At 38.5% G+C, this 13423-nt stretch carries 10 protein-coding genes, 1 riboswitch and 1 other annotated feature; of the genes, 3 read left to right on the top strand and 7 right to left on the bottom strand.

The features are described from left to right. Window positions 1-158: 158 nt before the first annotated feature. From ACQKII_RS07400 to ACQKII_RS07390, 3 genes are all read right to left on the bottom strand, one after another. Complete coding sequence (locus ACQKII_RS07400; protein WP_143997157.1) at window positions 159-953, bottom strand: ABC transporter ATP-binding protein; 795 nt, start codon at window positions 951-953, stop codon at window positions 159-161. Beyond that, the gene (locus ACQKII_RS07395; protein ID WP_427457858.1) at window positions 946-1974 is read right to left on the bottom strand and encodes an ABC transporter permease; all 1029 of its coding nucleotides are present in this window, start codon (window positions 1972-1974) and stop codon (window positions 946-948) included. The genes ACQKII_RS07400 and ACQKII_RS07395 overlap by 8 nt, the downstream gene beginning before the upstream one ends. A gap of 93 nt (window positions 1975-2067) precedes the next feature. Beyond that, on the bottom strand, window positions 2068-3090 hold the full coding sequence (locus ACQKII_RS07390) for an ABC transporter substrate-binding protein (protein WP_427457855.1): 1023 nt from the start codon (window positions 3088-3090) through the stop codon (window positions 2068-2070). Between the two features lie 339 nt (window positions 3091-3429). Beyond that, window positions 3430-3474: riboswitch (PreQ1 riboswitch) on the top strand. Between the two features lie 6 nt (window positions 3475-3480). On the opposite strand from ACQKII_RS07390, the gene ACQKII_RS07385 reads away from it, so the two are divergent. Both ACQKII_RS07385 and trpB read left to right on the top strand, forming a co-directional pair. Continuing rightward, complete coding sequence (locus ACQKII_RS07385; RefSeq protein ID WP_427457852.1) at window positions 3481-3963, top strand: QueT transporter family protein; 483 nt, start codon at window positions 3481-3483, stop codon at window positions 3961-3963. A 165-nt stretch (window positions 3964-4128) separates the two neighbouring features. Beyond that, window positions 4129-4329, top strand: a binding site (T-box leader). A gap of 59 nt (window positions 4330-4388) precedes the next feature. Next, window positions 4389-5552, top strand: coding sequence for a tryptophan synthase subunit beta (gene trpB, locus ACQKII_RS07380; RefSeq protein WP_427457849.1), 1164 nt, complete (start codon window positions 4389-4391; stop codon window positions 5550-5552). A gap of 191 nt (window positions 5553-5743) precedes the next feature. Here the strand turns inward: trpB and ACQKII_RS07375 are convergent, their stop codons facing one another. The 3 genes from ACQKII_RS07375 to ACQKII_RS07365 form a co-directional block, all read right to left on the bottom strand. Further along, window positions 5744-7369, bottom strand: a complete 1626-nt coding sequence (locus ACQKII_RS07375; RefSeq protein WP_427457960.1) for a long-chain fatty acid--CoA ligase — start codon at window positions 7367-7369, stop codon at window positions 5744-5746. 223 nt (window positions 7370-7592) lie between these two features. Further along, window positions 7593-8546 (bottom strand): L-threonine 3-dehydrogenase, encoded by a 954-nt coding sequence (locus ACQKII_RS07370; RefSeq protein ID WP_427457846.1) that lies wholly within the window; start codon window positions 8544-8546, stop codon window positions 7593-7595. Between the two features lie 351 nt (window positions 8547-8897). After that, entirely contained in the window at window positions 8898-10571 is a 1674-nt protein-coding gene (locus tag ACQKII_RS07365; RefSeq protein WP_427457843.1) for a methyl-accepting chemotaxis protein, read from the bottom strand. A gap of 174 nt (window positions 10572-10745) precedes the next feature. On the opposite strand from ACQKII_RS07365, the gene ACQKII_RS07360 reads away from it, so the two are divergent. Continuing rightward, window positions 10746-11912: an FtsW/RodA/SpoVE family cell cycle protein gene (locus tag ACQKII_RS07360; protein WP_427457840.1), complete on the top strand. Its 1167-nt coding sequence runs from the start codon at window positions 10746-10748 to the stop codon at window positions 11910-11912. Window positions 11913-12041: 129 nt separating this feature from the next. On the opposite strand, the gene ACQKII_RS07355 is transcribed toward ACQKII_RS07360, so the two are convergent. Next, the gene (locus tag ACQKII_RS07355) at window positions 12042-13394 is read right to left on the bottom strand and encodes an aspartate aminotransferase family protein (RefSeq protein ID WP_427457837.1); all 1353 of its coding nucleotides are present in this window, start codon (window positions 13392-13394) and stop codon (window positions 12042-12044) included. Window positions 13395-13423: the final 29 nt, after the last annotated feature.

The following is a 13423-nucleotide window of genomic DNA, read 5'->3' as shown; positions in this document are numbered from 1 at the left end:
TGTTTCGTCACACTTGCATTGTATGTGAGTGTGACTTTTTTGTGGATTTTTATTGAAACAAACCTTGATTTTATCGATAACTTTTGCTTGTTTATCGTCCATCTTTTTTAAAAATACCGACAAAAAAAACGCTCATACCGAGGTATGAACGTTTAGAATCATCCTAGCAGTGCGCGGTCAGAGTTCATCTTTTCGCCACGTATGCGTTCAAATTCTGCCATTAAATCTGGAATTGTTAGTTCATGCTTGCGATCCTCGCCAACTTCTAAAATGATTTGACCTTTGTCCATCATAATGAGGCGATTTCCTAAGTCTAACGCTTGTTGCATGTTGTGCGTGACCATTAACGTCGTTAAGTGATCTTTTTCTACTAGATGTTTTGTAATACGTGTAATTAGCTCTGCACGTGACGGGTCAAGTGCAGCTGTATGTTCATCTAACAATAAAATCGATGGCTTCGTGAATGTTGCCATCAGAAGTGATAGCGCTTGACGCTCCCCACCGGAAAGTAAGCCAACCTTCGCTGATAAGCGACTTTCTAAATTTAAGCCGAGCATTGCTAATGATTCCTTGAAAAATTCACGGCGTTTTTTATCGACGCCGACACGTATGCCTCGTCTCTTATTTCGAGAGTACGCTAATGCCAAATTTTCTTCAATGGTCATTGTTGGTGCAGTACCTGCCATAGGGTCTTGGAATACACGACCAATATAGTGAGAACGTTTATATTCAGGTAAGCCTGTTACATTGTTGCCATCGATTAGTACTGTACCGAAGTCAGGTGTTAAAGCGCCTGAAATCATATTCATCATCGTTGATTTACCAGCGCCATTACTACCGATAATTGTCACGAAATCCCCTGGCTTTAAATGCAGATTGATATCAGCAAGTGCTATTTTTTCATCTGGTGTACCTTCATTGAAGATTTTGTTAATGCCGTCCAATTTAAGCAAGACCTTTTCCCCCTTGCTCAGCCGTTTTTACTTGTGCACGTTCTACAGCGCGCTTCGCTCTACGTTTTCGTTCTTTGTTTTTATCCACAAACTGAGGTACGATTAACGCTAAAATAACAATAACTGCTGTAATTAGTTTCATATCCCCTGAATCGAGGAAATCTACACGTAATGCTAACGCTAAAATAATACGGTAAATAATCGCACCCGCAATAACAGCAAAAGTCGTACGCATAATTGTTTTCGTTCCAAAGATCGCTTCCCCGATAATAACAGAGGCAAGACCGATAACAATCATCCCTATCCCCATACTAACATCAGAGAACTTTGAATACTGTGCGATTAAAGCTCCAGAAAATGCGACAAGCGCATTTGAAAGACCAAGCCCAAGAATAATAAGTGTGTCTGTATTCGCAGAGAAGCTACGAATCATACGCTTATTATCACCAGTTGCTCGGATAGCCAGCCCGACTTCTGTTTTTAAGAACGAGTCTGCAATTAATTTAATTAAAATCGTGATGAATAATACTACAATCAGCGTACTCCATGTTGAGGGTACTTGCTGAATGCCGAAGCCTTTTAATACGTTATTTAATGCAGCATCGATACCTAAATTACTCCAAAACGCTTGGAACTTTGAAAACAATGTTTCAGAGTTCAGTAGTGGAATATTCGGACGACCTATCGTATTTTCTGCAGTTAACCCCATGATACGTAGGTTAATAGAATATAATGCTATCATCATTAAAATCCCTGATAGTAGTGGGTTAATTTTCCCTTTTGTGTGAAGAATTCCTGTCATACATCCAGCAATAAATCCAGCAACAATTGCCACTAAAGTCGCTAAGATTGGGTGATAGCCTAGCAGAATCATCGTCGCTGCTGTAGCTGCCCCTGTTACAAAGCTTCCATCAACCGTTAAATCCGGAAAATCTAACACACGGAATGTTAAATACACGCCAAGTGCCATAATTGCATAGATGATTCCTTGCTCCACTGAGCCAAATATTGCTGTAAACATAATCGAATCATCTCCTAAAATTATCGTATAAAATGAAGATAAAGCGGGGATAGTCCTCCCCCGCTTCACCTAAATATGATGCCTCTTTGGACATTATTTTTCTAAAAGCTCTGCACCCCAAGAATCTTTAATTTCGATACCTAAATCATCAGCAACTTTCTTGTTCACTAATAATTTTAAGTTTTGTGGATATTGAGCTGGTGTTTCAGCAGGCGTTGCTTCACCTTTTAGAATTTTCACTGCCATTTGGCCAGCTTCATAGCCGATATCAAAGTACTCAAAGCCGTATGCAGCCAAGCCGCCACGTGCCACAGAGTCAAGCTCACCCACGATAAGTGGTAATTTGTTAGCGTTTGCTACATCAATCACTGACTCAAGAGCAGAAACAACTGTATTATCAGTAATGATATAGAAAGCATCTACTTTCCCAATTAATGATTCAGCTGCTTGTTTTACATCAGCTGAAGTTGCTGCTGATGCATCTTTTACTGTTAAGCCTTGCTCGCCCATTACCTTTTTCACTTCAGTTACTTGCGCTACCGAGTTTTGCTCACCAGCGTTGTACACCATACCTACATTTTTAGCACCTAACTCTTTTAATAAGGCTACCGTTTTTGTAATTGTATCAGGATGTAAATCAATCGTTCCTGTGACATTTTTACCCGGCGCCTCCATTGACGCAATTAATTGTGCACCAATAGCATCTGTTACTGAAGTAAAGATGATTGGAATATCACCAGTTGCAGTAGCTGCCGCCTGTGCAGATGGTGTAGAGTTCGCAAAAATTAAATCTACGTTTGCACTGACTAGGTTGTTTGCGATTGTCGTATTTAAGCTGTTATCGCCTTGTGCAATCTGCGGATCATATTCTACCTTTAAGCCAGAATCTTCAAGAGCTTTTTTGAAGCCTTCAGTTGCGGCATTTAACGATGGATGCTCAACAATTTGAGTAATCCCAATTTTATATGTTTTTTCATCCGTAGCGTTACTTTCACTTGCATTGTTCTTTTCGTCACCTTTTGATTCTGTTGAACTAGAACCACCGCTACCACATGCAGCAAGCATTAATACTAATCCAAATAATAGGAACGAAAGCTTTTTCATATTACGCTTCACAAATAATCCCCCCGACTATTTCTCTATTATCTATCACACTTCACCCTAGCAAAGTGTGAATGTATCGCTATATTATCGTTATTATTGATGTTCGTCAACAACATTATGAATGTTCTGACTTTTAGATTTGGCGAAATATTTTACTTTTTCATTTAATTTGTCGCTTTAAACCGCTAAACTACGCCATTTTGATGAATGTAATTATTTTAGTAACCTAACAAATTATTTTATGACAATTTTGCGAAGTTAGATTCTGGACATATATTTTATAAAAGACTTTTATTTTTCTGATATTTGACTTCTTTCTGAGTTTTATACTAAAATATTTATTTGTGTAAATGCACCGTGGTTCGTAACCATCCCACGAAAAAAAACTAAGGAGAAATGAATATGAAAGTAAAATTTTTAGCAGCAAGTGGCATTATTGCAGCGCTATATATTGCTGTTACAATGCTTGTTGCACCTTTTGGATTTACTGAAGTGCAGTTTCGAGTATCGGAAATGTTTAATCATTTAGTTGCCTTTAATCCACGCTTTGCCGTAGGAATAATTATTGGTGTATTTATCTCAAATTTATTTTCACCTCTTGGCATCTACGATTTAGTATTTGGTGTTGGACATTCGATGATTACACTAGGGCTGTTTATCCTTATTTGTAAATTTGTAAAAAATATTTGCGCACGTTTAATCATCAACACATTGTTATTTACATGTACAATGTTCATTATCGCCTTTGAACTGAACTTAGCCTTAGAATTACCATTTTTCTGGACATGGCTCACTGTCGCTGCAGGTGAATTTGTTGTATTAGCAGTCGGTGCACCGATCATGTATATTCTGAACAAACGTTTAAACTTCAAAGATTTGATTTAACTTTATTCAGTAGCTATAAATAGAGACGAGTCTTTTTCAAGATTCGTCTTTTTTCTATGCTAGGAATTCATGCTTGTGTAAGTAATCAATCGTAATGTTAATGACACGATTTATTTTTTCTTTTCTTGACACTATTCTGAAAATACCTTAAAATTCTCTTCAATAATAAATGCTAGGAAGAAGAAAAGTAGCAGGCGATTGTATTTAAAGAGAGCTGATGGTTGGTGCAAATCAGTAATACGTACTTGTGAATGGGCTTCGGAGCAGCCTCATCAAATGTGTGGCCGAACTAACTCCCCGTTATAGGAGTACCAAAGCGCGCAATTTTTGCGAATAAAGGTGGCACCACGGTTACTCGTCCTTTTACCGAAGGATCGAAGTGACTTTTTTTATGGAAAAAATCAGAATAGAGGAGTCGAGATAAGATGGGTACAGTAGCAGAGAAAAAAGGGTATTTTGGTGAATTTGGAGGCAGCTTCGTTCCAGAAGAGCTTCAAAATGTATTAAATATTTTAGATGAAAACTTCCAAAATTATAAAGACGATGAAGACTTTAAAAATGAGTTAGATTATTTTTTCCGTGAATATGTAGGGCGCAAATCTCCACTTTACTTTGCTGAAAACTTAACGAAGCAATTGGGTGGCGCAAAAATTTATTTGAAACGCGAGGACTTAAACCACACAGGATCTCATAAAATTAATAACGTTTTAGGTCAAATTTTACTTGCAAAGCGTATGGGGGCTAAACGTGTAATTGCAGAAACAGGTGCAGGTCAGCACGGTGTCGCAACAGCTACTGCTTGTGCAATGTTTGGTATGGATTGTACCGTTTATATGGGCTTAGAAGATACAAAACGCCAGGCATTAAACGTGTTTCGTATGGAGCTACTTGGTGCAAAAGTAGTTGCTGTCGATAAAGGGCAAGGTCGCTTAAAAGACGCTGTCGACGAAGCATTTGCTGATTTAGTAGAAAACTATGAAACAACTTTCTATTTACTAGGTTCAGCTGTGGGGCCTCACCCGTTTCCATCAATGGTGAAACACTTCCAATCAGTCATTAGCCGTGAAAGTCGTGAACAAATTTTAGATAAAGAAGATAAACTTCCTGCTGCTGTTCTAGCTTGTGTTGGCGGTGGTAGTAACGCAATTGGCGCATTCGCCGAATATATCGCAGATGAAAATGTTCGACTAATCGGTATTGAGCCAGATAAAGCCGCAACATTGAATGAAGGAACGCCAGGAGAATTACACGGATTCAAATGTTTAGTATTGCAAGATACAGAAGGGAATCCACTACCAACATACTCGATTGCTGCTGGTCTAGATTATCCAGGTGCTGGTCCTGAGCATAGTCATCTAAAAACAATTGGTCGCGCCGAATATGTAACCGTGACAAACGAAGAAGTACTAGAAGCATTCCAAGTACTTTCAAAAGTTGAAGGGATAATTCCTGCATTGGAAAGTTCGCATGCCGTTGCCCATGCACTAAAGCTTGCACCAACACTATCACCTGAAGAAAGTATTATCATTAACATTTCAGGGCGCGGAGATAAGGACGTTGAGCAAGTTTTCCAAATGCTCAACAAATAATTAGAAAAAGGGACTTTCCCAAAAATCCTTGTAACAATAACGATCGTCTTCATAATATGGTAAAAACCCGCTTTCTGTTTCCCGCAGGAATCTACGCGGGTTTTTGCTTTTATATCAAAAAAATAGCATGCCATAAATACTCTTGGCATGCTATTTTTACTTTTTGGACAGCCCCTTTGGCATTACTATTCCTATACGAATGTACGTAGTTTAGGATAAATTTCTGCAACATTATCGCGTAGTTTCGCCTTTAGGAATTTACCAACCGAAGTTTTTGGAATCTCATCTAAGAATACGATATCGTCGGGCACCCACCATTTCGCAAATTGACTTTCTAAAAATGCCAGTAACTCTTCACCTGTTACTGACTTTCCTTCCTTCAATACAACGCAAGCTAATGGACGTTCTTGCCATTTTACGTGTGGAATCGCAATAACAGCTGCCTCAAAAACAGCTTCGTGTGTCATTAATGTATTTTCTAAATCTACTGAAGAGATCCATTCTCCACCGGATTTTATTAAATCCTTGGTACGATCCGTAATTTTGATAAAGCCATCCTCTGTCCGTACAGCAATGTCACCGGTATATAACCAGCCATTGCGGTAAGCGTCGTGTGTACGTTCGTCACGATAATATTCGTGTGAAATCCAGGGTCCACGGAGACGTAATTCTCCCATCGTCACGCCATCCCATGGAACCTCCCCGTTCTCATTAACAATGCTCGATTCGATGCCAGCCATCGTCATACCTTGCATCGCACGTGACTCAATTTGTTTTTCAATCGGCCATTCATCCATCCAAGACATGTAATTCGATAACGCTACAATTGGTGTTGTCTCTGTCATCCCATACACAACAATATAAGGAATACCGTATTTTTCTTCAAATGTGCGAATAAGGTGCGTTGGTGAAGCCGAGCCACCACAACAAATTGCACGCAGCGAACTAATATCTCGTTCATGCTTTTCTTGTTCCTGTAACGCGCCAAGCCAAATTGTTGGAACTCCTGCCGTTAGTGTTACTTTTTCCTGCTCTACTAAATCCAAAATTAAGTCCGAAGTGAACTGTGGACCAGGCAATACTTGAGTCGCTCCCACATTAACACTCGCAAACGGTAAACCCCATGCATTAGCGTGGAACATTGGTACGATTGGCATTACTACATCACGCTCAGCAATACCCATTGAATCTGTCATACTAAGCATCATACTGTGTAACACCAAGCCACGATGCGAATAAACGACTCCTTTTGGATTGCCGGTAGTCGCACTTGTATAACACATCCCAGCAGGTGCTTCCTCCTCTATATCATCTGGAAACTCGAAATTTTCATCTGCCGATGCCAATAATTCCTCATACGATAATACATTTGGTAATGTCGTTTCTGGTAATGTATCTTCATCTGTCATAATAATATAATGTTTCACTGTTTTTAACGCTGATGCAATATTTTCAATGATTGGCACAAGATCTACATCAATCATCAATATTTCGTCTTCTGCATGATTAATAATATAAATTAAATGCTCTTCGGATAATCGAATATTGACCATATGCAAAACAGCACCCGAGCATGGCACTGCAAAATACGCCTCTAAGTGGCGATGCTGATTCCAAGCAAAAGAACCAATCTTTTTCCCCTTTTCCATCCCTAGCTTTGTAAGCGCATCTGCTAATCGTCGCGTTCTTTTCGCCCATTCTCCGTACGTTAAACGGTGTATTTTATGTGGGCTTGTACGCGAAACAATTGTCTTTCTAGCAAAGTAACTTTCTGCTCGTTTAATGAAATTTGTTAACACTAACGGCGCTTGCATCATCATAACATCCATCCCTTCATCTAGTGAAATCTACCAAATCCCTTGTTGAAGTATTAACAGAACATTTATAACTGAATACTATTAATATTCTGAATACTATTATATTAGCAGATTAAAGTTTGCGCTATATATTCTACAAATTTTCTTTTATATATATAATTTGTATTTTTCATAAAAAAAAGACTCTACAGCATCTACATGCAATAGAGTCGTCAATCATTTATTATGAAATCGCCTTTGTTTGAAGCTTAATTTTTAATTTTTCCAGCATATCTGCTGTCATTCTTGCTAAATCGTACTCCGTCTTAAAGCCCCATTCACTTTGAGCAGCTTCAATATTTATAGAGTTTGGCCAACTATCAGCAATGGCTTGACGTACCGGGTCCACCATATAATTCATACGGAAATGCGGCAGATGCTTTTTAATTTCAGCAGCAATTTGAGATGGCTCAAAACTCATAGCAGTTATATTAAAGGCATTACGATGAATTAATGTCTTACTATCAGCCTCCATTAAATCTACAATAGCCTGTAAAGCATCTGGCATATACATCATATCCATGTACGTACCCTCTTGAATGTAAGATGTGTACTTACCTTGCTCAATTGCTTCATAGAAAATCTCTACCGCATAGTCTGTTGTACCACCACCTGGAGGGGTCACATAAGAAATCAGACCTGGGAAGCGCACTCCTCGTGTGTCTACGCCAAAACGATCAAAATAATAGTCACATAATAATTCACCCGCTACTTTGTTTACACCATACATAGTTGTTGGGCGCTGTAGTGTATCTTGTGGCGTATTATCCTTTGGCGTTGAAGGACCAAACGCTCCAATTGAACTAGGCGTAAAAAATTGCAAGTTTAATTCACGTGATACTTCTAAGGCGTTCATTAAACCACCCATGTTTAAATTCCAAGCGAACAAAGGATTTTTTTCAGCAGTTGCGGATAATAAAGCTGCTAAATGCATCATCGTATCTGCTCCAAAATCCTTTGCTAAATCGTGCATTCGTTGTCCATCCGTCACGTCCAGTACTTCGAACGGACCCTTTGTATGTTCAAGCTTCCGAATATCAGTAGCTAACACATTGTCCTCTCCATAAATACCATGAAGCTTTTCTACTAGTTCAGAACCTATTTGACCAAGGGCTCCTGTAACCATAATCTTTTCCATATCTCAAAACCTCCACCTATGAACAATTGCACTCACCGAAAGCACAATATTATACATATAAACATTGATTTAATAACACTTTTGCTGAATTTCATTATAAGGTGTTCATATTAAAAACACAACATCAATGTTTATAAATTTTATATTTTTAACGAAAAAACCCTTATTATTAATATATGGATTCGGGAAAAATATGTTCCCTAACAAGTTTAGAAATACATTTGTTCACCCCGAAAATACAAAATTCATTTTCAAACATAAAAAAACCTTCTTTGTATTCTATAATGCAAAGAAGGTTCCCTTTTATCTCAAGGTCATATATCGTTTTACTTTTTTCATTCACAGCTTCAATTATATTAAAAAACGCTTTACAGCAATTTGTAATACCTTCGAAACTTTTCGTAATTCTTTTATATAGTTATGAAATTGCTGCTGTGCGGCTAATTGATCTGCCGTTAAGTTCGCAACATGTTTGGTTGAGGCGGCATTGGTATTTGAAAGAGAGGTTAACATGACAGCATCCTCGTTCACCTTTTTCGTATGATCCGCAATTTCTTGAACCGTAGTCGATACTTCTATTATATAAGGCTTAATGGTATGTACTTTTTCTAAAATATGATCGAAGCTTATTGCTGTTTGTCCCGTTACATTCACGCCCTTTTCAGTCGCTGTTAAAACACCTTCCATCATTTGTACAGCATAGTTAGAATCTACATGAATATTTTGCACAATCGACGTTATCGTTTGAGTAGAATGAACCGTTTGTTCGGCAAGTTTGCGTACCTCATTGGCAACGATTGCAAAGCCCTTGCCATGCTCTCCCGCTCTAACAGCTTCAATTGATGCATTCAACGCTAGCAGATTCGTTTGCGCCGTAATTTTTTCAATTACTTCAACCATATGATCGATGCTTGCCGCACGTTCGACAAGGTTAAAAATGGCTGTATTCGATTTTTCTACTGCACGTTTAATGGCCTGTATTTGCGCTAAATTTGCTTGTACAATTTCCGTACCACTTTCTGCATCACGTGCAGTCTCATGAGCAAAACTCTCAACGAGTTGAACTTTCTCTAAAATGACTTGTACACCATTTAGTACTTCTTCCAATGATGCTGTATTGGAGGCTAATTTTAAAGTAGATGCACTAGTAGAATCAGAAATGTTTTGCACATCCTTTGCTATTTTGAGTGTCGTCGTTGAAGATTGTTCCGACGATATCTGCAACATTTCTGTCATGCCCTCAACCTCTTGTGCACTATTCGTAACTGTAAGAAGTAATCGCTTTACCTCAGTGACCATCTGATTGTAGGACAGCACAACCTCCCCGAGCTCATCATGTGCCACGTAACTAGCACTCGCCGTGAAGTCTCCTTGCTCAGCACGTTTTAATAAGGACTTTAACTGACGCGTCGGTACGTTAATCGCCTTTGTAGCGATGAAACCTATGAAAATTACTAAAAGTACAACGAATAGGCAAACGCCACCGAGTAACCAATAACCAAATTTCATATCTTTTTGATAGGCTTGCTGTTGTTCCTCTGCCCTCTGCACTAAATAGCTTTGTGTTTCTTCTAATAGTGTGTGACTTTGTTGGCTAACCGACAAAAATGACTGCTCATAAAATTGTGCCTGTTCATTCTTATTTAACTGCTGATAGCTTTCTATCAGGTCTACTTGCTGCGCTAGTATCGTTTTATGCTTTTTCACCTGATGATTCATCTTTTTATCGATGTCTAGATTCTCTAATTGACCTATAGACTGCTCAATATTTTTGAAAACTGTAGCCAACTCTTCATCAGTACCATTCGAACCAACGTAATAATCTAATTGTCTTTGTGCTTCTTCTATCCCATTCAACCACCCAATGGGTACAAGACCCTGTGTATAACTTTCGCTCGCATGCCATGACATTTTCCGCAAATAATCTACACTAAATACGCCTAGTAGAACATTCGATAATACACAAACAATCATTAGAACCAGTAGCTTATCCTTCACCTTTATGTAACGAAAAAAATGCATCATCTTTGGCTCCTTCTCCAACTCTTACCAATAATCATAGTATGAAGATATAAAGCCAGTGTTATGTTTTTGTAAAAATTACTCGAAGAATTTCACTATTTCCTTAATAAGCAACCTTCCACACATTCCCAACGTTTTGTTGTATATACACATTTTCACATTTTAGGAGGTGTTTGAATGATGCAGCTTAAGAAATTGGATGGAGGTTTACTTGTTTGTCTATTTTTGCTCGGTGTAATTAGTTGTCTCTTTGTACATTCAGGTAGTGTAGTATTTGAGCAATATAAAAGTTCTTTCATTATAAAACAATGTATTTTTTACCTTATCGGTTTTACAATGATGTTCGGCGTGGCTACACTCGATATTGAACAATTGAAGAAAATCGGTTGGCCATTTTACGGATTAATGGTTTTATTAACCCTTGGGTTAATTGTGGCACCTGAGAGTATTGCTCGTACTGTGAACGAAGCAAAATCCTGGTATCAAATTCCACTTTTGGGGTCCCTACAGCCTTCGGAGTTTTTAAAATTTGCTTTTTTAATAGTTGTTGGGAAGGTCATTGTGGCTCATCAGGAAAAGCATGTACGACCTTCTTATTTAACCGATTTAGGTCTACTCCTTAAAATTGCACTTATTGTTATTCCACCGACACTTGTTGTTTACAAGCAACCTGACACGGGCATGGTTATGTTGTATATGGCTATGATTTTACCGATGATTTTCTTTTCAGGTATACGAACGAAATTACTTGTAGCCTTTACAGCTATCCCAGCGGTTATTGTTGCTACCATAGTTATTCTCTATATGCAATTTAATAATTTTTTCACAGAAAAACTTCTTGGAAAATTATCAGGACATCAGGTTTCTCGTATTTATGGCTGGCTGCAACCTTATGAATATCCCGACTCTTCTTTTCAAGTAAGGCAGGGCTTTTTAGCAATTGGCTCAGGAGAAATTACTGGAAAAGGTTACTTAAACAACAATGTCTACGTTCCAGAAAAGCATACAGATTTCATTTTTTCTGCTATTGCTGAGGAATTTGGCTTTGCTGGTGGCGCCTTTGTGATTGCATTATTATTTTTGGTCATCTATCGCATTGTACTTATTACTGTCCAAGCAAGAGATCCATTTATGACATTAATGGGAGCCGGTATTTCCAGTTTATTAGCGTTCCAAATCACACAAAATATTGGTATGACACTTGGACTTTTACCTGTAACAGGTGTAACGTTGCCATTTTTAAGTTATGGAGGTAGTTCGCTTCTATCAAACTTCATGTTAATGGGCATTGTAATGGTTATACATAAATCCTATAACGGTTACATGTTTACTTATAAGCAGTAGGAGGAAGAAAATGAACCGTACCTTATGGACATTTTCCTCTATTCAATAAAAGCTGCCCCTAAACCCTTCATATGGTTTTTAGTGGCAGCTTTTTGGTACTGTTTTATACAGTTAATCCCTTGTGATGACTCAAATATTCGTAATATTTCCGACTACTACTTCTATTATTTTATCCAGATCCTCTTGTACGATATTAAGCGGTGGCGATAGTGTAAGAACATTATTAAAGCCTGCAACAGTTGCTCCATTCTTGCCAATAATGACGCCTTGCTCCTTACAAGCAGCAATCACTGCATTTACTTTATCAACAGGTAACGGCTCTTTCGATTCCTTATCAGCAACCAATTCAATGCCAATTAATAAACCTTTGCCTCGCACATCTCCAACATTTGGATGATTCTTTAATGCTCGCTGCAGCGTTTGTATCGTATTTTCCCCAATCAACTTAGACCGTTCAAATAATGCTTCCTGTTCTAATATTTCAATATTTTTCAAAGCAACTGCACACGCTACTGGTGATCCTCCAAATGTATTCACATGTCGGAAATAGCCATATACTTCGCTCCCAGTGAAGGCTTCATAAATCTCGCGCTTTACAGCTGTTGCTGATAAAGGTAAATAGGCACTCGTAATGCCTTTCGCCATTGTAATAATATCCGGCTTCACCCCATAATTCATAAAACCAAATGGCTTACCTGTACGTCCAAATCCACAAATGACTTCATCTACAATCATGAGTGCTCCATGCTTTTTACAGACCTCCTCAATGCCCTTTAAATAATTTTCAGGGGGCATGATAACACCGCCACCTGTAATAATAGGTTCTAAAATCATCGCAGCAATTGTATCGCTGTGCTCCCATGTCATGACCTTATCCACAGCTTTGACACTCGCTAAATTTCCTGGTGCTACTGAGTCACTCTCCGATTCGCGATACTGATCAGGCGGTGTTACATGAATAAACCCTGGAGACAGCGGTTCGTATTTATACTTTCGTTCTGCTTGCCCCGTTGCAGCTAGAGCACCGAAGGAATTTCCATGATACGCACGATAGCGCGAGACAATTTTATAGCGAGAACTTTCACCTTTTTGTTGGTGATACTGACGAGCAATTTTAAATGCCGTTTCATTCGCTTCTGACCCACTATTTGAGAAGAAGATCACATAATCTCCACCGAGCATTTGATTTATCTTTTCGGCTAGTTCAACTGCTGGCAAATGCCCTTGTGATAAAGGTGCGTAGGCATTTTTCATCATCTGCTCATGTGCGACATCTGCTAATTCCTTACGCCCATAACCTACATTTACACACCATAACCCTGCCATCGCATCAATGTATTCATTACCTTCCGTATCAACAATTCTTGCGCCATTCGACTTCTCTACTACATACGTTGCTTGGGGATTGTAGGGTTTCATCGAATGCCATACATACTGTTCATCCTTTTTTAAAATATCACTCTTTACATTTGTTTGAACCATATACACACACCCCTTTATTTTATATAGAC

Source organism: Lysinibacillus sp. NPDC048646, from assembly GCF_050272295.1.
Lineage (GTDB): Bacteria > Bacillota > Bacilli > Bacillales_A > Planococcaceae > Lysinibacillus.
This window is presented reverse-complemented; position numbering and strand designations above follow the sequence as displayed.

Excerpts from the sequence above, each read along its gene's own strand:
- ACQKII_RS07385 (WP_427457852.1), top strand. The coding sequence starts at position 3,481 with ATGAAAGTAAAATTTTTAGCAGCAAGTGGCATTATTGCAGCGCTATAT.
- ACQKII_RS07365 (WP_427457843.1), bottom strand. The coding sequence starts at position 10,571 with ATGATGCATTTTTTTCGTTACATAAAGGTGAAGGATAAGCTACTGGTT.
- ACQKII_RS07395 (WP_427457858.1), bottom strand. The coding sequence starts at position 1,974 with ATGTTTACAGCAATATTTGGCTCAGTGGAGCAAGGAATCATCTATGCA.
- ACQKII_RS07370 (WP_427457846.1), bottom strand. The coding sequence starts at position 8,546 with ATGGAAAAGATTATGGTTACAGGAGCCCTTGGTCAAATAGGTTCTGAA.
- trpB (WP_427457849.1), top strand. The coding sequence starts at position 4,389 with ATGGGTACAGTAGCAGAGAAAAAAGGGTATTTTGGTGAATTTGGAGGC.
- ACQKII_RS07355 (WP_427457837.1), bottom strand. The coding sequence starts at position 13,394 with ATGGTTCAAACAAATGTAAAGAGTGATATTTTAAAAAAGGATGAACAG.
- ACQKII_RS07375 (WP_427457960.1), bottom strand. The coding sequence starts at position 7,369 with ATGATGCAAGCGCCGTTAGTGTTAACAAATTTCATTAAACGAGCAGAA.
- ACQKII_RS07360 (WP_427457840.1), top strand. The coding sequence starts at position 10,746 with ATGATGCAGCTTAAGAAATTGGATGGAGGTTTACTTGTTTGTCTATTT.